The organism is Salinicola peritrichatus, assembly GCF_003206715.1.
GTDB classification, from domain to species: Bacteria; Pseudomonadota; Gammaproteobacteria; order Pseudomonadales; family Halomonadaceae; genus Salinicola; species Salinicola peritrichatus.
The window spans coordinates 46590-69113 of record NZ_PZJU01000031.1 but is presented as its reverse complement, the minus strand read 5'-3'; the positions used below and the strand labels follow the sequence as shown (position 1 = coordinate 69113).

The window sequence follows — 22524 nt, the reverse complement described above, 5'->3', positions numbered from 1 at the left end:
TCGGGGACCACCTCAGTCATTGCATCATTGTGTTACGGCTGGAAACACATTCAGGTTACGAAACTTTTCCTGAATCCCAGCCGGCGCTAGAAAATGCCAGGGATATGCGGAATCAGGCACTGTATACAATTACAGACTAGGCAATTAATGCTGGCTTGGGGTAAGGTTCCCGAGCCTTTATGTTGACTTGTCATCTTTATTTATTTGGGCCTTCATCTTCATGTTGCGAATTTTCCATTCGCTGCCCCGCACGCATAAGCTATTATTGCTACCGGTCGCCACGATGGTCACCGTGCTGGGTACGCAAAAGATCATTGGCGTTTTCGACGCGTCCGAGAACCCGCAAAATCAGCTTCCTGTCGCTGCGACGTCAACACTTTCTCAGTCGATCATCAGTTCGGCTTCCGAAAACAGTGCTGCGGGAAAACCTTCCTCTTCCCAAGATTCAACCGACGACATCCCCTTGGCGCAATTGAAGCCGCTCGAGGTCGTGGATGTCAGTCATATCATTCCCCGGGCAGAAGCCGACGACGAAATACCGTCCGCCATTCAGAGTCATGTTGCGGCTCCGGCAGAAAGTTCCGTCATACGATCAGATGTATTGAAATTGGCAATGCATTTGCCCGAAGTCGACCAGGACATCGCCGCCGACAGCGACAGCAATGACAATGTCGGTGGCACTTCCTACGAGGACTGGTCCTTCGACAATAGTCTGGATCCAAGTGGCGATACCGAGCTTGGCGACGAGATCGCTTCCGACGAAAAGTACGTCCCAAAATGGCAAAGCTATACCATCCAGAGCGGTGATTCCTTCGCACTGACGGCGGAGCGCACTCTGGGGCTCGGCTACCGGGATGTGATGCAGATTCTCGATACGGTGCCCGACAAGAAGGTACTGACTCGTTGGCGCGTCGGGCGTAGTTTCGATTACAAGCTCGATGAAAATGGCCAGTTGCTGGCCCTGCGGGTGATGAAGAATCCGCGCGACGGCTATCTGATCGAGCGCAGCGACGAAACCGCGGAATTCGCCTATTCCCCGATCGAAAAAGCCACCGAAGCCACGCAACGAATGTTCAGCGGTACCGTCAGCGGTTCGTTTGCGCTTTCCGCTCAATCGACCGGCCTGTCGAGCTCGGAAGTTTCGGAACTCACGCACATCCTTTCCAAGAAGCTGGACTTTCGTCGTGACGCTCGTGCCGGCGATCAATTCCAGGTTCTGGTCGAGTCCGACATGATCGACGGCAAGCCGATGGACTCGCGTATCCTGGCCGCTCAGTACGAGGGCCAGCGCATGGATTTGACCGTGCTGCGCAATAGCGCAGACGATCGTTTCTATACGCCCGACGGCAACAGCCTCGACCCGGCGTTCAATCGCTATCCGTTCGAGGGCCACTACCGCATCAGTTCGCCGTTCAACCTGCGTCGCCATCACCCGGTGACCGGTCGTATAGCGCCGCACAAGGGAACCGACTTCGCCATGCGCACCGGTACACCGGTCGACGCGCCAGCCGACGGAATCGTCGAGCGCGTGGTCAACCATCCGCTGGCGGGCAAGTACATCGTGATTCGCCACGACAACGGCTATGTGACCCGCTACCTGCATCTGAGCAAGGCATTGGTCAAACCGGGACAGCGGGTCAAGATGGGGCAGGAGATTGCGTTGTCCGGCAACACCGGGCGCACCACCGGCCCTCACTTGCATTATGAGATTCTGGTCAACAATCATCAGGTCGACGCCATGCGCGTGGCATTGCCGGAAGCGCAGAGCCTGACCGGCGAGGCATTGGCCACCTTCAAACGCGAGTCCGAGGATCTGCTCGCCAAGCTCGATCAGCACGGCGACAACGAACCCGCGATCGCCCGCGTCGATGTCGACAAGCAAAAGAGTAGCGACGACAGCATCTAAGTCTCTTCCTCAAGACGCGCCCTGCTCTGAAAAGCCTCGCTTCGGCGAGGCTTTTTTGTGCCCGCCACTCCTGGCGGCCGCCTTCGGCCATCATCGTACGACGTCAAAGATCCGCTCCCGACGATTTTTGAACCATGCGACACCGGCCAACGATTCGTAATTGTGCGTTGAGATCGCCGAAGCATCTTCAACGTCAATCTCGGCCGAATACTGGACCTTTTCTTCGCATCGGCTCATTCTGATATCGACTCCATCCGTCAGGGAGGTAGCGCCAACCCAGTCCTTGCGTGCGACACGATAGTGGCGCTGACGGAGTGGACCCGCCCGACATCGATCTCCGACATCGATCTGTCATGGCACTCTGTCAGGGTCGAGAAGCCTTGATCTCATAGGAGTGCTTTTGCCGATGGTGCGAATCGACAAGAAAGCGAACAGGCTCTACGTGCTGGACACCAACGTCCTGATCCACGATCCCACAGCCCTCTACCAATTCGAAGAGCACGATGTCGTCATTCCCATGACGGTGCTCGAGGAGCTCGATAAACACAAAAACGGCATGCGCGAGATTGCGCGAACCGCCAGGCAGGTAAGTCGCACTCTCTCCGACCTCACCGCCAACGTCACCCCCGAAGAGATTCAACAAGGCATTCCCATTCCCCGTCTCGCGGGTGGTCCGACCGGACGCCTGCGCTTCCTCTGCTATCAGGATCTGACTCCGCTCGAGACACTGGAGAACTCGCCGGACAATCGCATCCTGGCGGAGACCTGCCGCCTGCGTGACGAGCGTCACGATGCCTCGGTGATCCTGGTCACCAAGGACATCAATCTGCGGGTCAAGGCAGCGGCGTTGAAGGTGCCGGTCGAGGATTATCTCAACGACCGTGCCTTCGGCGATCTCGATGCCATGATCGAAGGCGCCAAGGTCTATGCCGATGCCGGCCGCGACGGTCGCAGCCTGTGGGAATCGCTCGATGTCGAAGTGATGGTCGAACGCACCGACGGTTGCACCTTCTACCACCTGGAGGGTCACATTCCCGACGACTGGCACGTGGGCATGCTGGTGTCGGACAGCGACAACGGGGCGGAATTCGAGGCGATCGTACGCAGTCATGGGCCGAGCAAGGCCACGCTCCAGTTGCTGACCAACTATCGTCACCATGACGGGGTCTGGGGCGTGCACGCTCACGACAGCCGCCAGAACTTCGCACTCAACCTGTTGATCGATCCCACCATCGACATCCTGACCATCGCCGGCAGTGCCGGCACCGGCAAGACCTTCATGACACTGGCCGCGGCTTTCCAACAGACTCTGGACAGCAAGCAGTTCGAACGCATCGTGTTCACCCGGGCGCCGATCCCGATGGGCGAGGACATCGGCTTTCTGCCCGGCACCGAGGAGGAGAAGATGTCGCCCTGGATGGGCGCTTTCCATGACAACATGGACAACCTGTTGCGCGATGAACGGGAGGGGTCGTCCAGCTGGAACGATGGCGCCACGCGCCAGTTGATCGGCTCGCGGGTGCAGATTCGTTCGCCGACCTTCATGCGCGGCAGGACATTGAACGATACCTTCCTGATCATCGACGAGGCACAGAACTTCACCCCGAAGCAGCTCAAATCGCTGATTACCCGCGCCGGTCGCAATACCAAGATCGTCTGTCTCGGCAATGTCGGCCAGATCGATACGCCCTATCTGACCGCCAACACCTGCGGCATGGCGGCCGTGGTCGAGCGTTTCCGCAACTGGCCGCATGCCGGGCATATCACGCTGAAGAGCGTGGAGCGCTCGAGACTGGCACTGGCTGCCGAAGAACTGCTGTAACGTTTTCCTCAGCCACAACGCGACACGCCCCGATCAAGTCGGGGCGTGTCGCGTTCGAAATGCACCGCATCGAGCTTCAATAGTCCTCTTCGGGGGGCTTTTTGTTGTTCATGACATCCTCGATCAACTGCTCCGCCTCGCTGCGTGGCGTCTCGTCGAGAATACGCTCGGCCTCCTCCCAGGAGCACACTTCGGTATTGCAGGAGGTGCAGAAGACCTGATCGTCGGGGCTCTTGGCCTGCGATACCTTCATCATGTGGCTGCCACAATTAGGGCAACCCTTGGGCATGCGGAATTCAGTGGAAAAGTCCGACACGGCGTCACTCCTTTTCGGCCGAGAATAAAAGGTTCTTAAAGAGCAGCGTAGTCGAGTGCGCCGCAGCTGCCTCAACGTCGCCAGACGAGGCACAGGTTGTTGGCTGGCATCTCATGCACCGCTTCGAGTGCCAGTCCGTGCTCGGCTGCCAGGGCGTCGACGGCCTCGAGCTCGCGGATGCCCCAGCGAGGATTGCGCCCGCGCAGGTCTTCGTCGAAACGCGCATTGCTCGGTGCCGTATGACCGCCATGGCGACGGAAAGGACCGTAGACGACCAGCACGCCGTCCTCGGGTAGCGCTCGGGCTGCGCCGGAGAACAGTGCCTCGCTGGCAGCCCAGGGCGAGATATGCAGCATGTTGATGCAGACCACGGCGACGAGATCGTCGACTTTCGGCCACGGCTGGGTGACATCGAGCCGCAGTGGCGCGTCCAGGTTGGCGAGCTTCGCCGTTTCGCGCCAGGCGGCGATCGATGCCAGCGCCTCGTCACTCGTATCCGATGGCTGCCAATGTAGCGACGGCAACGCCGCCGCGAAGTGCACCCCGTGCTCACCGCTGCCGCTGGCGATCTCGAGTACCCGCCCCCTCTCGGGGAGGAGAGGTCGCAGGATTTCCAGGATCGGCTGGCGGTTGCGTTGTGCCGCGGGACTGAAAAGACGGCGGCCGGGGCCGTCCTCAGCAAGATCGTCCATACTATCCATCGCTCGGCGCCTCCGGGTTACCCGAGCCTGGCGACAAGCCAGGAAGCGATATCGCTCGCTTGTTCAGGACACAAGCTGTGTCCCATCTCGTAGGTCCGATAAGTGACCGGATAGCCCAACGCCTCGGCTCGTTCGGCCCCTTCACGGCCCAGGGACTCCGGCACCACCGGATCGGCGGTACCGTGATGCACTTCGATCGGCAGCTGACGATTGGCGCTGGCGAGTTCGATGCTATCGGCAGTGGCGAAATAGGTCGATAGCGCCAGCAGGCCCGCCAGCGGGCGCGGATAGGACAGCGCTGTCTCGTAGGCCACGGCCCCGCCCTGGGAAAACCCGGCAATGACGACACGTCGGCTGTCGATGCCCGAGTCGATCTGGTCGTCGATCAAGGCGTGAATGCGCTGCGCGGAGGCGCGTAGTTGCTCGACATCGACCCGGCGGCCCAGATTCATTTCCAGAATGTCGTACCAGGCCGGCATGACCATCCCGCCATTGATGGTGACCGGCAGCTGGGGCGCGTGCGGCAATACGAAGCGCACCGCCAGCGAATCCGGCAATCCCAATGCCGGAATCAGCGGTTCGAAATCGTGACCATCGGCCCCTAGACCGTGCATGAGAATCACGCAGGCATCGGCCTGGCGGCCACCGGTGGGTTCGATAATCAATTCCTGGGTTACTGCCATACTTGCCCTCCGTGGAGTCGAAACGAGAAACGCGAGGACAACAGTCTACCAGCACCTGTCCGATGCGGATCGCCAGCCGCCTGCGAAACCGGACAACACGGCAGTCACTCGGCAAGACGCCGCCGGTTAGAGCCTGTTCACGATCTCGCGAGCTAGGTTCAAACTAGGCGAAAACGACTGAGGAAACGGAGTTTACATAGGGGTAAATGAGTATTCCGAAGTCGTTTTCAACAACGTTTGGCCGACGCACAGCAGATTGTGAACAGGCTCTTAGGACTGCTGCCGCAGATTACGGCTCTTTATCAGACTGGCCACGGTCGTGACCACCAGCGTTCCAATGATGATCGTCATCGATAGCCAGATCGGAATCTCCGGCACCAGATGCAACGGCTCGCCGCCGTTGATGAACGGCAGACTGTTGGTGTGCATCGCCTCGATAATCAACTTGACGCCGATGAAAGCCAGGATCAGCGACAGCCCGATACCCAGATAGACCAGGCGAGACAACAGGCCACCGATCAGAAAATAGAGCTGAAGCAGGCCCAGCAACGCGAAGGCGTTGGTGGTGAAAACGATGTAGGGCTCCTTGGTCAGTCCGTAGATCGCCGGGATGGAGTCGAGGGCGAACAGCAGATCGGTCATGCCGAGCGCCACCACTACCATGAACAGCGGTGTCACCAGGCGTTTGCCGTTGTCGATCGTCAGCAGGCGGTCACTGTCATACTCATCGGTGGCCGGCAGGCGCTGCTGGATCCAGCGTACGATCGCGTTGGGCTCGTACTCTTCGTTCGCGTCATGGCCGCCCATTCCCTCGCGCATTAGCTGCACCGCGGTATAGAGCAGGAACAGACCGAACAGGTAGAAAACCCAGCTGAACTGGGCGATGGCCGCCGCCCCGACGGCAATGAATATGCCGCGCATGATCAGCGCGATCACGATACCGATCAGCAGCGCCTTCTGCTGGTAGGCGCCCGGTACCGCGAACTTCGACATGATGATCAGGAACACGAAGAGGTTGTCGACCGAGAGACTCTTCTCGGTAATGAAGCCGGCGAAGTACTCGGCGCCGTGCTGCGCCCCCCAGACCCACCACAGGCCGCCACCGAAGACGATGGCAATGGCGATGAAAAACACCGACCACCATGCCGCCTCTCTGAACGTCGGTTCATGCGGTTTGCGAACGTGAGCGTAGAAATCGAAGACGAACAGCGCAATGATGCCGGCAACAGTGGCCAGCCAGACCCAGACGGGTACGTGCATAGAGGAACCTCCGGTTGACGGTGAACGTCACCGAAAGTCTCTCCCGTCGCTCTGATTGCCAGTATGTGGCTGACAGAGCAACCGATAACGCCGGGACATCTGGTCCGTGCTGACGACGCTATCGTCGCGGAGGATTCGAAACCCTGCGCGCGGGATACTCCCCTTCCGTGCTGGCCGCATTGTGTCTTGAAGCCGGCGGCGACACAAGCCCTACCGGCACGGCCGTGTCAAGGAAATGCTGAATAAATCGGCGAGCAGGATGAAGCGCAAGGCGCACGCAGCGCAAAAACCGGAGCCTATGGGGTATAGGTGAGGATTTTTGACCGGGCTGGCGCTCCAGCAGCGCGCAACGCAGCGATTCGCCTGCGCAGACATTTATGCAACGTTTCCTCAATGCTCCTCGTCGGCGTTTTCGTGCCGTATCGTTTCCTCTTTGTCCTGCCGATCTTCGGCCGAGATCGATGATGGATCGCCATCATCGACATCGTCGCTGGTCTGGCCGTCTTCATTACTCATTTCGTATTGCGCCGAGGCTCCCTCGCCCTCGCCTTCGATCGTATCCGCCTGCATGTCGGGATCGTGGCCTTTGGCGCTTTGGCTGGTGTCGCTATCCGACTGCGCCATGGCGCCGGTAGAAAGCAGCGCAATGGCAATGAGAGAAGCGAACTGAGAAAAACGCATGGCATGACTCCTTGCTGGTGGTTCGAATCCAAGGACAAAACCACTGCCAGCGGCAGCGCCGAAGGCCTCCGCCGCCGGTTACCGAGATGCCGTCTGAAAAGTCGGCGAGCGATAGCCAGACAAGGCAAAAATCAGCAAAAGGACGGAGTTTACACGCAGTAAATGAGTATCTTGAGCCGATTTTTAACGCCGTATGGGTGAGCGCAGCCACTTTTCGGATGGTATCTAAGGATTAGAAGTCACCGCGTCTCACCGCAACCCCCTTAACCAGCGAATATTAACCTGTCAGCACGACCGTGCGTCCGGCGTGTAGAAACACCCGCTTCTCCAGGTGATAGCGCACCGCCCGCGCCAGCGTCAGGCACTCGATGTCGCGCCCCCGCGCCACCAGTTCCTCGGGATAGTGCGTGTGGTCGACCGCCTCGACGCCCTGGGCGATGATCGGACCTTCGTCGAGATCGTCATTGATGTAGTGTGCCGTGGCGCCGACCAGTTTGACGCCCTTCTCGTAGGCCTGATGGTAAGGCTTCGCGCCCTTGAACCCCGGCAGTAATGAGTGGTGGATATTGATCGCCCGCCCGGCGAAATGATGGCTGAGCTCCGGCGAAAGGACCTGCATGTAGCGCGCCAGAATCACCAGTTCGGCGCCACTTTCCTCGACGACGCGCCGGACCTCGGCTTCCTGCTGTAGCTTGGTCTGGGCGCTGATCGGCAGGTAGTGGTACGGCAACTCGTGCCAGCGCGCCAACGGCTCCAGATCCGGGTGATTGGAGATCACCGCACGGACGTCGATCGCCAGTTGTCCGGTACGGTAGCGATAGAGCAGATCGTTCAAGCAGTGATCCGTCCTGGAAACCATGATCACCACCGGCAACCGATATCCGGGTTCGGTCAGCTCGAACGTCATGTCGTAATCGGCCGCCCTGGGCGCGAACCGTTCACGGAACTCGGCCTCGGAGAAACCGGCGGCCTCCGGCCGGAAGGCCGCACGGATGAAGAATCGGCCACCCCGGTAGTCGTCGAAGGAGTGCAGTTCGGTGATGTAGCAAGCCTGCTCCTTGAGAAAGCGTGTCACCACATCGACCGTGCCCAGGCGGCTGGGGCACTGGGCCGCCAAGATCCAGGCGTCGTGCGCCCCGCTCACGACACCGTCTCCGTATCCGTCACGGTTTGACGGTGCGAAGCCACGGCCGGTTGGGTCGGCTGATGGGCAATGCCATACTCCTCGCCGGCATCGAGCAGCCAACGCAGGCAGTAGTCGGCAAAACTGCGCCGCACCACCAGTTCCCAGCGCGATTCATCGACGCGCCGAATTACCGCCGTCGCCTTGGCGAAGACACTGGTCACCCCCTTGCCGACCGGAAAATGGCGGGGGTCGACATCGTAGACGGTGGACTTCATCAGCACCTCGACGGCATGTTTACCGCTCAATTCGAGCAGCGTCTGGCCACCGCCGACATCGACGATACTGAAATGGGCCTCTCCCAGTGCCTCGCGCAACTCCCGCTGCAGACGGAAACCTTCCCCGCCGGCCACGATCAGCAGCCACTCGTCCGGCGACAGCCACTGCAGCGAGCCGGTTTCGTTCCTCGCCAGCCGCTGAGGCTGGGTCGGCAGTTCCAGGCCGAGCACGGCTTCGACGGCGCCGGCCAGTACGCCGGGCTCGCCGCGGACGATCAGATGATCGAGAAAGGCGCGCTCGGTCAGCGTGACGCCGGTTTCGCCAACGGCGGGCTTCGCCGCGACATGATGCAGCGGCGATTGGGTCGCCGCCGCCTGCGCGGGGTGCGGATCGAACTGGACGACTTTAGACATGCTGACGCTCTCCTCAAACATTCTGGCGTGAGCCTTGGGGATCATAGAAGATCGGGCTGACGATCTCGGCGGCGTGCGTCTTGCCATCGGCCATCGGCAGGTAGACCCGTTCGCCGAGGCGCTTGTGGCCGCCCTTGACCACCGCCAGCGCGAAACCGCGTTCCAGCGTCGGGCTGTAATAGCTGGAAGTGACGTGGCCGACCATGCGCATCGGAATGGCCTGCTTGGGGTCGAACACGATCTGCGCCCCCTCCTCGAGTACCACATCGGCCTCCAGCGGTTTGAGCCCGACCAGTTGCTTGCGATCCTCGCGGCGGGTGTCGGAACGCGTCAGCGCCCGCTTGCCGATCCAGGAATAGGGTTTTTTGTAGCCCACGCACCAGTGCATCCCGAGATCCTCCGGCGTCATCGAGCCGTCGGTATCCTGGCCGACGATGATGAAGCCTTTCTCGGCACGCAACACGTGCATCGTCTCGGTGCCGTAGGGTGTCAGCCCGTACTTGTTGCCGTGGGCGAAGAGCGACTCCCACACCTGCATGGCGTAGTTGGCCTGGACGTTGATCTCGAACGACAGCTCGCCGGTGAACGAGATGCGATAGATCCGCGCCGGCACGCCGGCGACGACGCCCTCGCGCCACTCCATGAACTTGAAGCTGTCGCGGTCCAGATCGACATCGGTCAGTTCGGCGAGCAGGTTGCGCGCCTCCGGGCCGGTCAGTGTCATCGTCGCCCAGTGATCGGTCACCGAGGTGAAGTAGACCTCCAGCTCCGGCCATTCGGTCTGATGCCAGATCTCCAGCCATTCGAGGATCGCCGCCGCGCCCCCGGTGGTCGTGGTCATCAGGAAGTGGTTGTCGCCGAGACACGTGGTGACGCCGTCGTCCATCACCATGCCGTCGTCCTTGCACATCAGGCCATAACGCGCCTTGCCCACCGCCAGCTTTTCCCAACCGTTGGTATAGATGCGACCGAGGAATTCACGCGCGTCCGGCCCCTGGATATCGATCTTGCCGAGCGTCGAGGCATCGAGCACCCCGACCTTCTCACGTACCGCCAGGCACTCCCGCGCTACGGCCTCATGCATCGACTCCAGCTTGCCGTTGACACGCTGCGGATAGTACCAGGGCCGCTTCCACTGACCGACATCCTCAAACTTGGCCCCATGCGCCACATGCCACTGATGCATGGCGGTGTAGCGTTCCGGCTCGAACAGTTCCTTGCAGTGACGCCCGACGATGGCGCCGAAGTTGACCGGCGTATAGTTGGGCCGGAACACCGTGGTACCGGTTTCGGGGATGGTCTGGCCAAGACAGCGTGCGGCAATCGCCATGCCGTTGATGTTACCGAGCTTGCCCTGGTCGGTGCCGAACCCCATCGCAGTGTAGCGCTTGACGTGCTCGATCGACTCGAATCCCTCGATCGTCGCCAGTTCGATGGCCGCCGCGGTGACATCGTTCTGCAAATCGACGAACTGCTTGGGCGCGCGCATGGTCGGCTTGTCGTGGGGCACGTGGTAGAGCCCGATCGCTTCACCCTCGCGAATCGACTCCACCGCCGGCGGCTCGCTGGCATCGACATGGATGCCATCGGCTGCGAGTGCCTGGGTCACTTTCACCGCCGCCCCTTCGAGCAGCGCCGGCAATGCGTAGACGCCCGCCGCGCCGCCGACGACGCTGAAGCCCTTGACCGGATCGACCGCCTGCCCCGGCACGAAACCGAGGATATCGTCGCGCCATACCGGCCGGATACCGGTATGCGCCGCCAGATGGGCCACCGGGCTGTAGCCGCCGGAACTGGCGATGGTGTCGCAGGCGAGAACCTCGGCCTCGCCACTCAGGCGAAAGCCTTCGATGTCGATGGCGGCGACCCGTGCGCCATTGACACGATGCCCCTTGCGATCGCTGGTCGCCTCGATCACCGCGCTGCCGGCGATGACACGGATCCCGGCGGCGCGCGCCCGCTCGACCAGCTCGCCATCCGGATTCGCCCGCGCGTCGGCGATCGCCACCACTTCGCCGCCGGCGGCCTGCCAATCCAGCGCCGCTCGGTAAGCGTGGTCGTTAGTGACCGACAGTACCAGCCGCCGCCCCGGCATCACCGCGTAACGGCGAATGTAGCTCGACACCGCGCCGGCCAGCAGGTTGCCCGGCACATCGTTGCCGGCATAGACCAATGGGCGTTCGTGGGCACCGCTCGCCAGCACCACGTGGCGAGCACGCACGCGATGCAGGCGCGAACGCGACCGACGACGGCCATCGACCATCGGCGCCGTATCGCCCAGGTGCTCGGTGCGCCGTTCATGCAGGGTGACGAAATTGTGATCGTGGTAACCGTTGGCCGTGGTCCGCGGCAGCAGCGTGACGTTGGCCATCGCCGCCAGCCGCTCGATGGTCTGTCTGGCCCATTCGGGCGCGGGCAGGCCATCGATGGTCTCGTCACGGTCGCGCAGCGAACCGCCGAAGGTCTCCTGCTCGTCGCACAGGATCACCCGCACGCCGCCGGCCGCCGCCGTCAACGCCGCCATCAGGCCCGCCGGCCCGGCGCCGACCACCAGTACCTCGCAATGGCGGTTCATGTGATCGTAGATGTCCGGGTCGCTCTCGCCCGGTGCGCGCCCGAGCCCGGCCGCCTTGCGAATGTACTTTTCGTAGGTCATCCACAGCGAGGCCGGCGCCTTGAAGGTCTTGTAGTAGAAGCCCACCGGCATGAACGGACCGCCGAACTTGCCGACCAGACTCATCATGTCGCGCTGGGCATCCGGCCAGCCATTGGTGCCGCGCGCGCTCAGCCCCTCGTAGAGCGCCTGCTGGGTCGCCCGCACGTTGGGCACCTGGGCCGCCTCGCTCGCCCCCAGCTGGACGATGGCGTTGGGCTCCTCGGCGCCGGCGGCCACCACGCCGCGCGGACGCGAATACTTGAAGCTGCGGTTGACCACGTCGACCCCGTTGGCCAGCAGCGCCGAGGCCAGCGTATCGCCGGCATAGCCCTGGTAGGACTTGCCGTTGAAGGTGAAGCGCAACGGCTTGTCACGATCGATCTCGCCGCCGAGCCCTGCTTTCGGAGCCAGGCGAAAGGTTTGGGACGACGCACTCATGCCAGTGCTCCTGTCAGGGTGGCGGTAGCGGAAGGCACGGCTTCGGGGCCATTGGCGGTCACTGTCGGTCGTTCACCCATGCGGTAGGTCTCGAGAATCGCGTAGCTGCGCGTATCGCGGGTAATGTTGAAGAACTTGCGACACCCCACGGCATGTACCCACAGCTCGTGATGCACGCCACGCGGATTGTCGCGGAAGAACAGATAGTCGCCCCAGGCATCGTCGGAAGTCGCTTCCGGGTCCGCCGGCCGCGCGATATGCGCCTGTCCCCTGGGGTGAAACTCCTCCTCCTCGCGATACTCGGCGCAGTAAGGGCAATAGATATGAAACATGTGGTTGTTCTCCCTCGTGGCCATGCTTGCGGCTAGTCCGGTTGTTCCATAGCCGGGCCGATGGTGTTCCATGGCAGAGATAGGTTCTTAACTCGGTCGTGCCGGCTTCCGGCATCGCTCGTAGCTCGTAGCTCGTAGCTCGTAGCTCGTAGCTCAGTGAGCCACGCCAGCGGCGCCGTGTTCATCGATCAACGCCCCCGTCCTGAAGCGATCGATCGAGAACGGTGCGGCCAGCGGATGCGCCTGGCCGTGCGCCAAGGTCCAGGCGAAGACGTTGCCCGAGCCTGGCGTCGCCTTGAAGCCGCCGGTACCCCAGCCACAGTTGAAATAGAGCCCGCGTACCGGTGTCCTGGAAATGATCGGGCAGGCGTCCGGCGTGGTATCGACGATGCCGCCCCACTGACGATTCATGCGCACGCGGGAGAATATCGGGAACATCTCGACGATCGCCTGCAGGGTATGCTCGATGGTCGGGTAGCTGCCGCGCTGGCCGTAACCCAGGTAGCCGTCGATGCCGGCGCCGATGACCAGATCGCCCTTGTCGGACTGGCTGATGTAACCATGCACCTGGTTGGACATGGTGACGGTATTGAGAATGGGCTTGAGCGGCTCCGAGACCAGCGCCTGCAATGGGTGCGACTCGAGCGGCAACTTGAAACCGGCCATCCCGGCGAGCACGCCGGAGTTGCCGGCGGCCACGCAGCCTACCGTCTTGGCGCCGATGTCGCCGCGATTGGTGTGCACGCCGACGACCTTGCCATCGAGAATCTTGAAGCCGGTCACTTCGGTCTGCTGCAGCAGATCGACGCCCAGCGCATCGGCGCCGCGCGCAAAACCCCACGCCACGGCATCGTGACGGGCCACGCCGCCGCGCGGCTGCCAGGAAGCGCCGAGAATCGGATAACGCGCCCGCTCGGAAGTATCCAGCGCCGGTTCGATCTCCTTGATCTGCTGCGGCGTGACGACCTCGCCATCGATGCCATTGAGGCGGTTGGCGTTCACCCGTCGCTGAATGTCGCGCATGTCCTGCAGCGTATGGCCGAGATTGAGCACGCCACGCTGGGAGAACATCACGTTGTAGTTGAGATCCTGGGACAGCCCTTCCCACAACTTCATCGCGTGTTCGTAAAGCGCCGCCGCCTCGTCCCACAGATAGTTGGAACGTACGATGGTGGTGTTGCGCGCCGTATTGCCGCCCCCCAGCCAGCCTTTTTCGATCACCGCGACGTTGGTGATGTCATGCTCCTTGGCCAGATAATAGGCCGTCGCCAGACCATGGCCGCCGCCACCGACGATGATTACGTCATACTCTTTCTTGGGCGTCGGATTGCGCCAATGGCGCTGCCAGTTCTCATGATGGCTGAGCGCGTGTTTGACCAGACTGAAACCGGAATAACGTTGCATGTGCCCCTCTCTTGCGTCTCTCGCTGCAGCCAACCGCGAACGACGGCCACCAGCCGGCGAAACGGTGATTTTCCGCGATGGTATCGCCCACCCTGGGGAACATGATGTTCGGCGGCGTCACGCTCAGGCGCGTTTGCGACATGACTGTGTGATTTGCGACAACGGGAACGTCTCGTGCACGGAACATGGGACATCCCCGGAGCGCCTCAATTCGGGTTTCGTGCAGACAAGCGAAGAGGATGATAATCGAGGACGGCCCCCGCGAAGGCACTGCGGGGCACTCCTCATAGCTCGTAGCTCGTAGCTCGTAGCTCGTAGCTCGTAGCTCGTAGACGATTATCTCATCGCCGCTACCGGCAACCGCCGATGACAATCCTCGGCGTGGTCGTTGACCATGCCCACGGCCTGCATCCAGGCGTAGACGATCACCGGGCCGACGAACTTGAAGCCGCGCTGCTTGAGCGCCTTGGAGATTTCCACGGAGAGCGGCGTCTGGGTGGGAACGGGGCCGGCGTTCTGGATCGGCCTGCCGCCGACCATGCCCCACAGGAACTCGGAGAAATCCTCGCCGTTGTCGCGCATGGCAAGGTAGGCACGGGCGTTGCCGATGGCCGCCTCGATCTTGGCGCGGGAGCGGATGATACCGGCATTGCCCATCAGGCGTTCGACATCGCTTTCATCGAATTGGGCGACGCGCTCCGGATCGAAGCCCTCGAAGGCCTCGCGGAAGGCGTCGCGCTTCTTGAGGATGGTCAGCCATGAAAGCCCGGCCTGGAAGCCATCCAGGATCAGTTTCTCCCACAGTGCCCGGCTGTCGTACTCGGGAACGCCCCACTCCTCGTCGTGATATTCGGCGTTCAGCGGATGGCTTTGGGCCCAAAGGCAGCGGATCGGTTCGCTCATGGTCGGCTCGCGAGAACGGGAAAGCCCGATTGTGCCGACATTCGTTTGCGCTGCCAAACATGAAGAGGCTGGGAGTACCTGCAAGCACTCCCGGCCCACCATTGGCTTTTATCGCTGGTGGTTCTTCTTACAGCTTAAAGCTCCTAACTTACAGCTCTCGGCGAAGCCGAGCCCAGCGTCCCGTGCGGGTCGATAACGAATTTCTTCGCCGCGCCGCCATCGAAATCGGCGTAGCCCTGCGGGGCGTCGTCCAGCGAGATGGTCTGGACGTTAACCGCTTTGCCGATCTGCACCCTGTCATGCAGGATCGCCTGCATCAGTTGGCGCTGATAGCGCATCGCCGGAGTCTGCCCGGTGTGGAACGACATCGCCTTGGCCCAGCCGAGGCCGAATTTCATCGACAGATTGCCGTGCTTCGCCTCGTCGCTCGCCGCGCCCGGATCCTCGGTCACGTAGAGCCCGGGGATACCCACACGACCGCCGGCCTGGGTGATCTCCATGGCGGCGTTGAGTACGGTCGCCGGCTGCTCGTGGGTGTGGTTGTGGCCGTGGCAATTGGCCTCGAAGCCCACCGCATCCACCGCGCAATCGACTTCCGGCACGCCGAGTACCGATTCGATCAGCTCCGGCATGCTGGCGTCCTGCTTGAGATCGAGCCCCTCGCAGCCGAAGCTGCGCGCCTGTTCGAGGCGCTTGTCGTTCATGTCGCCGACGATCACGCAGGCCGCCCCCAATAGCTGAGCCGAAACGGCAGCCGCCAGCCCCACCGGCCCCGCGCCGGCGATGTAGACCGTCGACCCCGGCTGAACGCCGGCAGTGACGCAGCCGTGAAATCCCGTCGGAAAGATGTCGGAAAGCATCGTCAGGTCGAGGATTTTCTCCAGCGCCTGCGCTTTGTCCGGAAATACCAGCAATTGGAAATCGGCATATGGCACCATGACGTACTCGGCCTGCCCGCCAACCCAGCCGCCCATGTCGACGTAGCCGTAGGCGCCGCCGGGACGGCTCTCATTGACATGCAAGCAAATGTGGGTATCGCCACGACGGCAGTTGCGGCAACGCCCGCAGGCGACGTTGAACGGCACCGAAACGATATCGCCGACCTTGATGAACTCGACATCGCGGCCGCACTCGATCACTTCGCCGGTAATCTCGTGGCCCAGCACCAGCCCTTCCGGCGCGGTGGTCCGGCCACGCACCATGTGCTGGTCGCTGCCGCAGATGTTGGTAGTGAGGATCTTGAGGATGACCCCGTGCTGGCACTGGCGATTGCCGAGTGCCAGTTCGGGGAACGGAATGCTTTCGACGGCGACCTTGCCGGCGCCGCGAAAGACGACGCCGCGATTGGCGGGAGATGACATGGCGTGAGCTCCTGTAGCTGGACGAAATGCCCTCCCAGTGCCCGTTCGAGTCGCGGAATTCGTCCGGGAAGGCATGCCGCAGTCAGCGTAAGAGCGCAGGCCGCCTGGAGACTTTCTCGTTGCGCCATCGGGTGACGCGACGACGACAGCGCCGGCATCCAATAGTCGAAGCCACTGCTCCGGCGCAGCCGGGTCAAAAATCGATGACGACCTTGCCCTTCGGCTTCGAGCAGCACGATAGGATGTACCCTTCGGCTTCGTCCTCTTCGGTGATACCGCCGTTGTGCTCCATTTCCACTTCGCCTTCGAGCTTCAGCACCCGGCAGGTGCCGCAAATGCCCATCCCGCAGGCCTTGGGAATGTGCAATCCAAGGCGTGCCGCAGCGACGTGAATGGTGTCGTTCTCGCTGACCCGGATGCTCTTGCCGCTGCCGGTGAACTCGACCGGTATCAAATCCGCGGTATCGACCTCTTCGGCCTTGGCCTCGGCCTGCTCGGCCAGTTCCAGTACGTCTTCCTGCACGTCCAGCGGCGTGGCGCCAAAGGATTCCTGATGGTAACGAGACATGTCGAAGCCATCTTCCACCAACACCTGGCGCACCGCCTTCATGAACGGCGCCGGGCCACAGCAGAACACCTCGCGGTCGAGGTAGTCCGGCGCCATCAGGCTCAGCATCTGGCGTGTCAGGTAGCCCCGAAAACCGGCCCAGGCCTGGCTCAACTCGTCGCTGCGCTCGCACACGATATGCAGGCGAAACTCCGGCAGGCGCGAGAACATGTGCACCAGTTCACGGTGGTAGATGATGTCGTTGGGCGCCTGGGCACAGTGCACGAACTCCAGATCGACGGCCGCGTTGGTGTCGAAGAACCAGCGCGTCATCGACATCAGCGGCGTGATACCGACGCCGCCGGAGAGCATCAGCAACTTCTCCGCCGGATGGTCGATGGCGTTGAAATCCCCCACCGGCCCGTGCACGACCATCTCGTCGCCGACCTTGAGGTTGTCGTGCAGCCAGTTGGAAACCTGGCCACCGGGCAAGCGCTTGACGGTGATCGAGAAACTGTAGGGAATCGAGGGCGAACTCGAGATGGTGTAGGAGCGCATCACCGGCTGACCGGCGATTTCCAGTTCCAGCGTGACGAACTGCCCCGGCTTGAAGAAGAACATCACCGGTTGATCGGCCATGAAACAGAACGTCCGCACGTTCCAAGTTTCCTGGATCGTCTTGACGCAACGCACCTGATGGCGACCGTTGGTCCAGGTTTGCGTATTGACCGGATTGAAGAATTGCATCGTCGTCGCGCTCGATCAGGGGAAACATCGACTTGGCGTCGCCACTCGTCGCCTGCTTCCGGTGGATTACCCGTATCAGCGGATTCTGATCACGCCGGCCCCGGGCGACTTTCCCCTCAGCGACACGGGCATGCCAGCCACCCCCAGCAATGGCAAGGACAGCCTTGCATGCGTGCCATGAAACGCCGGTGCGGGTCGTCCTGATATCGACAAATGTCGCGGCTGGACAATTTCATATCCATCGCCTGGGCGACACTCCGCCGAAAGGATGAAATCGTTGCTGCCGCCACTCCTTCACCCGGTCGATCCCGCGGATGTGCTCGGGAAAGACCCACAACCCTGACATCGATGAGGATGCGACCATGTCACCACTTCCACGCGATAGCCTGGAGGATTCGCTAGCCGATACCCGCGTAGCCGTGGCCGAAATGCTGGATCGACGCGACCCGACCTTCTCCCTGCCGCAGCCGTTCTACAACGACCCGCGCCTGTTCACGCTCGACATGCAGGAAATCTTCGAGAAGCAGTGGCTGTTCGCCGGGATGAGCTGCGAGATTCCCGCCAAGGGCAACTTCTTCAAGGTCGAAATCGGCAGTAACTCGGTCATCGTGGTACGCGGCGCCGAGAATCGCATCCACGCCTTCCACAACGTCTGCCGCCATCGCGGCTCGCGACTCTGCCTCAAGGACAAGGGCAAGGTCGCCAAGCTGGTCTGTCCCTACCATCAATGGACCTACGAGCTCGACGGCCGCCTGCTGTTCGCCGGCAGCGACATGGGCGACGACTTCGACATGAGTGCCTACGGACTCAAGCCGGTCGCGGTCAAGAGCGCCGGTGGCTTCGTGTTCGTCAACCTGAGCGAGAATCCCGAGCCGATCGACGACTTCCTGGTGTCGCTCGAACACTATCTTTCGCCCTACGAGATGGACAACGTCAAGGTCGCGGTCGAGTCCAATATCGTCGAGCGCGCCAACTGGAAGCTGGTGATCGAGAACAATCGCGAATGCTACCACTGCAACGGCGCGCATCCGGAGCTGCTCAACTCGCTGATCGAGTTCGACGACACCGACGACCCGCGCTCCACCGACGAATACCGTGAACTGGTGGCACGCAAGCAGGCCGACTGGACCGCCTGCGAGGTGCCATGGCAGTTGGCCCGCTTCGGCAAGCGCAACCGCCTCACCCGCACGCCGCTGCTGGACGGCGTGGTCTCCATGACCATCGATGGCAAGCCCGGCTGCAACAAGCTGATGGGACGCCTGACCAGCCCGGACATGGGCTCGCTGCGCATCCTGCATCTGCCCAATTCCTGGAATCACTTCATGGGCGATCACGCCGTGGTCTTCCGCGTGCTTCCGCTGGGCCCGCAGGAAACGCTGGTCACCACCAAGTGGCTAATACACAAGGATGCCGTCGAGGGTGTCGACTACGACCCCGAGCGCCTGCGCTACGTGTGGGACGCCACCAACGACCAGGATCGCCGTCTGGCCGAGGAAAACCAGCTCGGCATCAACTCGCTGGCTTACCAGCCCGGGCCCTACTCCAAGACCTATGAGTTCGGCGTGATCGACTTCATCGACTGGTACAGTGAAACCCTGCGCGCCAATCTCGGTGTCGACTCGCCCGCAACCCTGCAAGTCGCCGCGCAATAACGCCAGGCGACCCGCAACGAAGCAAAGACTCCTGAACCGCCCCCTCGCAAGCAGGGGGCGAGCTTGCTGTCTCTATCTTTGACTTTGACGAATATCGAGACGACACCTATATTGACGCATATAAACGTCAAATAAGGTGACAGGCATGAATACCGAAATCCGTGAGATGGTGGATCACGAAGGCTATATCGCGACTGACACCCTGCTGGACGATCTGCACATCACAAAGCGCGAATTCGCAAACGCGATCGGCCTGAGCCACACCGCCATCATCCGCAAAGACCGTTTGCATTCCGTCTCGACGCAACAACGACTCCGCCAGGCGATGGAGATTCTCAAGCGCATCGAGCCTTGGGCAGGATCAATCAGTGGCGCCTGGTCCTGGTACCGCACCTATCCAATCGCCCCCCTCGGCGACCTCACCGCGGAAGAGCTCGTTAGCCGTGGCCGGGCCGATGACGTTCGGGCTTATCTCTCTCACATTGCCGAGGGAGGCTATGCGTGAGCCTGCTGGCGCTTGGGTTTCGTTACCACGGACTCGTTTATCGGGGCCACAACCCTCGCTGGCAGCATGAACCGGAATCCGGAACAGGAGCCGCCCTCAACGGAGGGCGCTGGAACCCGGTTGGCCTACCGGCCCTGTACACGAGCGAGCGGTTCGAAACCGCCTGGCTTGAAGCTCAGCAAGGCTTCCCGTTCAAGACACAGCCGTTGACGCTATGCACCTATGAGGTCGACTGTGGCCCGCTACTTGACCTATGTGACCCCGCAATCCGCGAGCGCGTTCGTCCCAATCCCGAGGAATGGATGCACGAGGCCTGGTTGGAAAAGAAAATTCACCGCCAACCCGTCATTGCGTGGGAGATCGCCGAGCAATTGATCCATGAGGGCTTTGCCGGTATTCGAGTGCCATCTCAAGCGAAGGGCGCCACTGATCGTGACATCAATATCGTGTTCTGGAAGTGGACTCGCGGAAGGCCCACCAAGGTTCGTGTGATAGACGACCAGGATCGGCTTTCCGGGCCAGACTCCGGATGAATCAAAAAAGGCGCTTCCCGGCCGGGAAGCGCCTCAATCGCTATCGCGAATCGAACGCGGGTCAGAACTCGACGGTGGCCGAGAGCTTGAAGGTACGCGGCTCGCCTTGGACTAGATACGAGTTAGGCCACACGGTCGAGGCCGATGCCCAGTAATCCTCGTCGGTGACGTTGTCGATACCCGCGCGCCAGATCCAGTCGGCGTCGCCCACCGGCATGGTGTAGCGCAGGCCGAGGTCCAAACGAGTCCAAGGATCCAATTCCAGATCATTGGCCTTATCCGCATACTGCGAACCGGTACGAATCACACGGCCGGTAGCGGTCAGACGATCGACATGGGGAATATCCCACTCGCCATACAGCACGTAGCGGTAACTAGCCACGCCAGGAATATCGTTACCTTCGATGGCACCATCCTTTGTCTTGGTCAACTCTGCATCCAGCCAAGTCGCGCTACCCAGCAGGCGCACACCCGACATAGGCGCGCCATAAAGGCTCAGTTCAAGGCCACGAGTACGTTGATCGTCCTGCACAACTGTGTTGGAAGACTCCTGGTCGCCTGGTTTTTTGATTTCGAACAGGCTAATGCCACCACCAAGGGTGTCATAGTCAAACTTGGCGCCGACTTCGTTCTGCTTGGCGTGAATGATGCCCAACGGCTGTGGCGGTTCTGGTAGAGCACTTGCACCCGCGGTTTGCAGGCCTTCGACATGGTTGGCATAGAGCGAAATATGCTGTGTCGGCTTGACCACGATGCCGTAGGCAGGTGTCACACGGTGCCCTCTTTCTTGAGAACCCGCATGGTCATCGATATCCAGTTCCTGGTAACGCGCTCCCAGGGTCAGCAATACACGCTCATCGAGAAAGCCCAGCGTATCGGACAAGGTCACGCCATCAACCCGGGTCGTTCTCAACGTATCCCCTGAAAAGGCAATGGATGACCAATCAGGAGCGGCAATGTCCCTGGGGTGGTAAATATTGGTTTCCCCATTCAGGTTGGCCATCTTCCACTCGCCATCGTATTTATCCTGGTAAATGCTGGAATAGCCCAGGTTGAGCTGATGGCTGACCGGGCCGGTGTCGAAATCGCCTCGTACGCCCGCCTGGCTGGCAAAGCTTTTCGATTTCCAAACGGCATCCATGGGCAACGATACCGAAGCATCACCATTGGCATCGTTGACAGTGGGAGACGCATAGACACCGGATTCCAGGGTCTTGTTGCCTCCAACGGCAGCATAGGCCGTCCAGGCATCGTTAATGTCGTACTCGCCGCGCAACATGGCGAAATTGGTTTCCAGGCGCGTACCTGCCCATGAAGGGGTATAGTTGGTGGTGGAATCCGGTGCATCCGGCACATCGGCCAACGCCCCCAGGCTCACCATGGAGCGCCCGCCATTGACTATCGACTTCTGATGGCCGATATCGAACAGCACACGCCCACGCTCGCCGCGATAATCCAACCCCACCACCACCGAGGTATTGCGACGTTCTTCATCGTCGATCGCCATGTCGCCGCGGCCTCGGCTGGCGCTGATACGCGCGCCGAACTGCTTCTGGTCGCCGAAGCGGCGCCCGGCATCGATGCCGACCTCACCATAGCTGTCCGAGGTGTAGCCGGTGGAAAGCTTGAGGATCGGCTCGTCGGTGGCGTGCTTGGGTTCGATGTTGATCGTTCCCCCCACGCCACCGGTCCCCCCGACAGGAATTCCGGAAGCAAAGGCGCTGGCCCCCTTGAGTACCTCGATCCGTTCGGCGACATCGCTCAGCACGATCTGGCGCGGCAGCACGCCATACAGTCCGCCGTAGGCGACATCGTCACCGTTGATATCGAGGCCGCGTATCTTGAACGATTCCGAGTAGTTGCCAAAACCTTTGCCCACCATCACCGAGGCATCGTTCTGCAACGTATCGCCCAACGTCTGGGACTGCTGGTTCTCGATCAGATCGCTGGTATAACTGATGACGTTGAACGGCACGTCCATTGCATCCTTCTCACCAAGGATGCCGATGCGCCCGCCGGCGGCCACCTGACCACCGGCGTAGGCGGGTGGCGGCGTATCGCCATAAGTGGGCACCGTGCCTACCACCGTCACGGTATCGAGCGACTGGTTGTCATCCGTCGCCGTCTGCGCCCAGGCCGGCAGGGCCCAAGACTGCAGAGCCAGCGACGGCGCACTCACCGCCGCCGCGAGCCACAGGATTCGACGCTGCCGGGTGCTATGCCTGGACGATTTGTTGATCTGCTTCATGTTCCCCTGGTGCC

Annotated in this window: 19 protein-coding genes; 5 read left to right on the top strand and 14 right to left on the bottom strand. The window is 61.4% G+C overall.

Annotation, left to right across the window (positions count from 1 at the left end; all coding sequences use genetic code 11):
* Nucleotides 1-613: 613 nt before the first annotated feature.
* Nucleotides 614-1906, top strand: coding sequence for a peptidoglycan DD-metalloendopeptidase family protein (locus DOM57_RS12840; protein ID WP_338056477.1), 1293 nt, complete (start codon nucleotides 614-616; stop codon nucleotides 1904-1906).
* Nucleotides 1907-2312: 406 nt separating this feature from the next.
* The gene (locus tag DOM57_RS12835) at nucleotides 2313-3728 is read left to right on the top strand and encodes a PhoH family protein (protein WP_110649597.1); all 1416 of its coding nucleotides are present in this window, start codon (nucleotides 2313-2315) and stop codon (nucleotides 3726-3728) included.
* A 76-nt stretch (nucleotides 3729-3804) separates the two neighbouring features.
* Here the strand turns inward: DOM57_RS12835 and DOM57_RS12830 are convergent, their stop codons facing one another.
* From DOM57_RS12830 to DOM57_RS12770, 13 genes are all read right to left on the bottom strand, one after another.
* Nucleotides 3805-4044 carry a hypothetical protein gene (locus DOM57_RS12830; RefSeq protein ID WP_110649596.1) on the bottom strand — a complete coding sequence of 80 codons (240 nt, stop codon included), beginning with the start codon at nucleotides 4042-4044 and terminating at the stop codon, nucleotides 3805-3807.
* 71 nt (nucleotides 4045-4115) lie between these two features.
* Complete coding sequence (locus tag DOM57_RS12825) at nucleotides 4116-4736, bottom strand: DUF938 domain-containing protein (RefSeq protein ID WP_239496214.1); 621 nt, start codon at nucleotides 4734-4736, stop codon at nucleotides 4116-4118.
* A gap of 26 nt (nucleotides 4737-4762) precedes the next feature.
* The gene (locus tag DOM57_RS12820; protein ID WP_110649594.1) at nucleotides 4763-5428 is read right to left on the bottom strand and encodes an alpha/beta hydrolase; all 666 of its coding nucleotides are present in this window, start codon (nucleotides 5426-5428) and stop codon (nucleotides 4763-4765) included.
* Between the two features lie 270 nt (nucleotides 5429-5698).
* Nucleotides 5699-6688: a TerC family protein gene (locus DOM57_RS12815; protein WP_110649593.1), complete on the bottom strand. Its 990-nt coding sequence runs from the start codon at nucleotides 6686-6688 to the stop codon at nucleotides 5699-5701.
* 390 nt (nucleotides 6689-7078) lie between these two features.
* The gene (locus DOM57_RS12810) at nucleotides 7079-7369 is read right to left on the bottom strand and encodes a hypothetical protein (RefSeq protein WP_110649592.1); all 291 of its coding nucleotides are present in this window, start codon (nucleotides 7367-7369) and stop codon (nucleotides 7079-7081) included.
* Between the two features lie 277 nt (nucleotides 7370-7646).
* Nucleotides 7647-8513 carry a formyltetrahydrofolate deformylase gene (purU, locus tag DOM57_RS12805; protein ID WP_110649591.1) on the bottom strand — a complete coding sequence of 289 codons (867 nt, stop codon included), beginning with the start codon at nucleotides 8511-8513 and terminating at the stop codon, nucleotides 7647-7649.
* Nucleotides 8510-9184, bottom strand: coding sequence for a sarcosine oxidase subunit gamma (locus DOM57_RS12800; RefSeq protein WP_110649590.1), 675 nt, complete (start codon nucleotides 9182-9184; stop codon nucleotides 8510-8512). Before DOM57_RS12800 ends, purU begins: the two co-directional genes overlap by 4 nt.
* 13 nt (nucleotides 9185-9197) lie before the next feature.
* Entirely contained in the window at nucleotides 9198-12278 is a 3081-nt protein-coding gene (locus tag DOM57_RS12795) for a sarcosine oxidase subunit alpha family protein (RefSeq protein ID WP_110649589.1), read from the bottom strand.
* Complete coding sequence (locus DOM57_RS12790) at nucleotides 12275-12610, bottom strand: sarcosine oxidase subunit delta (RefSeq protein WP_110649588.1); 336 nt, start codon at nucleotides 12608-12610, stop codon at nucleotides 12275-12277. The genes DOM57_RS12795 and DOM57_RS12790 overlap by 4 nt, the downstream gene beginning before the upstream one ends.
* Before the next feature lie 153 nt (nucleotides 12611-12763).
* The gene (locus DOM57_RS12785; RefSeq protein WP_110649587.1) at nucleotides 12764-14014 is read right to left on the bottom strand and encodes a sarcosine oxidase subunit beta family protein; all 1251 of its coding nucleotides are present in this window, start codon (nucleotides 14012-14014) and stop codon (nucleotides 12764-12766) included.
* A gap of 336 nt (nucleotides 14015-14350) precedes the next feature.
* Nucleotides 14351-14917, bottom strand: a complete 567-nt coding sequence (locus DOM57_RS12780; protein WP_110649586.1) for a DNA-3-methyladenine glycosylase I — start codon at nucleotides 14915-14917, stop codon at nucleotides 14351-14353.
* A gap of 143 nt (nucleotides 14918-15060) precedes the next feature.
* A complete protein-coding gene (gene fdhA / locus DOM57_RS12775) occupies nucleotides 15061-16278 on the bottom strand; it encodes a formaldehyde dehydrogenase, glutathione-independent (RefSeq protein WP_110649585.1) in 1218 nt (405 codons plus the stop codon).
* A 193-nt stretch (nucleotides 16279-16471) separates the two neighbouring features.
* Nucleotides 16472-17572 carry an FAD-binding oxidoreductase gene (locus tag DOM57_RS12770; protein WP_110649584.1) on the bottom strand — a complete coding sequence of 367 codons (1101 nt, stop codon included), beginning with the start codon at nucleotides 17570-17572 and terminating at the stop codon, nucleotides 16472-16474.
* A 362-nt stretch (nucleotides 17573-17934) separates the two neighbouring features.
* Between DOM57_RS12770 and DOM57_RS12765 the strand changes: the two genes are divergently transcribed.
* The 3 genes from DOM57_RS12765 to DOM57_RS12755 all read left to right on the top strand — a co-directional run bounded on the left by DOM57_RS12765 (nucleotide 17935) and on the right by DOM57_RS12755 (nucleotide 20262).
* A complete protein-coding gene (locus tag DOM57_RS12765; protein ID WP_110649583.1) occupies nucleotides 17935-19224 on the top strand; it encodes an aromatic ring-hydroxylating oxygenase subunit alpha in 1290 nt (429 codons plus the stop codon).
* 145 nt (nucleotides 19225-19369) lie between these two features.
* The gene (locus tag DOM57_RS12760) at nucleotides 19370-19729 is read left to right on the top strand and encodes an XRE family transcriptional regulator (protein WP_110649582.1); all 360 of its coding nucleotides are present in this window, start codon (nucleotides 19370-19372) and stop codon (nucleotides 19727-19729) included.
* Nucleotides 19726-20262 (top strand): RES family NAD+ phosphorylase, encoded by a 537-nt coding sequence (locus DOM57_RS12755; protein ID WP_204352963.1) that lies wholly within the window; start codon nucleotides 19726-19728, stop codon nucleotides 20260-20262. Before DOM57_RS12760 ends, DOM57_RS12755 begins: the two co-directional genes overlap by 4 nt.
* A 61-nt stretch (nucleotides 20263-20323) precedes the next feature.
* Here the strand turns inward: DOM57_RS12755 and DOM57_RS12750 are convergent, their stop codons facing one another.
* Nucleotides 20324-22510, bottom strand: a complete 2187-nt coding sequence (locus DOM57_RS12750) for a TonB-dependent receptor (RefSeq protein WP_110649581.1) — start codon at nucleotides 22508-22510, stop codon at nucleotides 20324-20326.
* Between the last annotated feature and the right edge of the window lie 14 nt (nucleotides 22511-22524).

What these genes read in the sequence shown, in the direction of transcription:
- DOM57_RS12760 (WP_110649582.1), top strand. Translation starts at nt 19,370, where the DNA reads ATGAATACCGAAATCCGTGAGATGGTGGATCACGAAGGCTATATCGCG.
- DOM57_RS12770 (WP_110649584.1), bottom strand. Translation starts at nt 17,572, where the DNA reads ATGCAATTCTTCAATCCGGTCAATACGCAAACCTGGACCAACGGTCGC.
- DOM57_RS12795 (WP_110649589.1), bottom strand. Translation starts at nt 12,278, where the DNA reads ATGAGTGCGTCGTCCCAAACCTTTCGCCTGGCTCCGAAAGCAGGGCTC.
- DOM57_RS12835 (WP_110649597.1), top strand. Translation starts at nt 2,313, where the DNA reads ATGGTGCGAATCGACAAGAAAGCGAACAGGCTCTACGTGCTGGACACC.
- DOM57_RS12780 (WP_110649586.1), bottom strand. Translation starts at nt 14,917, where the DNA reads ATGAGCGAACCGATCCGCTGCCTTTGGGCCCAAAGCCATCCGCTGAAC.
- DOM57_RS12825 (WP_239496214.1), bottom strand. Translation starts at nt 4,736, where the DNA reads ATGGACGATCTTGCTGAGGACGGCCCCGGCCGCCGTCTTTTCAGTCCC.
- DOM57_RS12840 (WP_338056477.1), top strand. Translation starts at nt 614, where the DNA reads ATGCATTTGCCCGAAGTCGACCAGGACATCGCCGCCGACAGCGACAGC.
- DOM57_RS12765 (WP_110649583.1), top strand. Translation starts at nt 17,935, where the DNA reads ATGTCACCACTTCCACGCGATAGCCTGGAGGATTCGCTAGCCGATACC.
- DOM57_RS12820 (WP_110649594.1), bottom strand. Translation starts at nt 5,428, where the DNA reads ATGGCAGTAACCCAGGAATTGATTATCGAACCCACCGGTGGCCGCCAG.
- DOM57_RS12790 (WP_110649588.1), bottom strand. Translation starts at nt 12,610, where the DNA reads ATGTTTCATATCTATTGCCCTTACTGCGCCGAGTATCGCGAGGAGGAG.
- DOM57_RS12815 (WP_110649593.1), bottom strand. Translation starts at nt 6,688, where the DNA reads ATGCACGTACCCGTCTGGGTCTGGCTGGCCACTGTTGCCGGCATCATT.
- DOM57_RS12750 (WP_110649581.1), bottom strand. Translation starts at nt 22,510, where the DNA reads ATGAAGCAGATCAACAAATCGTCCAGGCATAGCACCCGGCAGCGTCGA.
- DOM57_RS12800 (WP_110649590.1), bottom strand. Translation starts at nt 9,184, where the DNA reads ATGTCTAAAGTCGTCCAGTTCGATCCGCACCCCGCGCAGGCGGCGGCG.
- DOM57_RS12810 (WP_110649592.1), bottom strand. Translation starts at nt 7,369, where the DNA reads ATGCGTTTTTCTCAGTTCGCTTCTCTCATTGCCATTGCGCTGCTTTCT.
- fdhA (WP_110649585.1), bottom strand. Translation starts at nt 16,278, where the DNA reads ATGTCATCTCCCGCCAATCGCGGCGTCGTCTTTCGCGGCGCCGGCAAG.
- DOM57_RS12785 (WP_110649587.1), bottom strand. Translation starts at nt 14,014, where the DNA reads ATGCAACGTTATTCCGGTTTCAGTCTGGTCAAACACGCGCTCAGCCAT.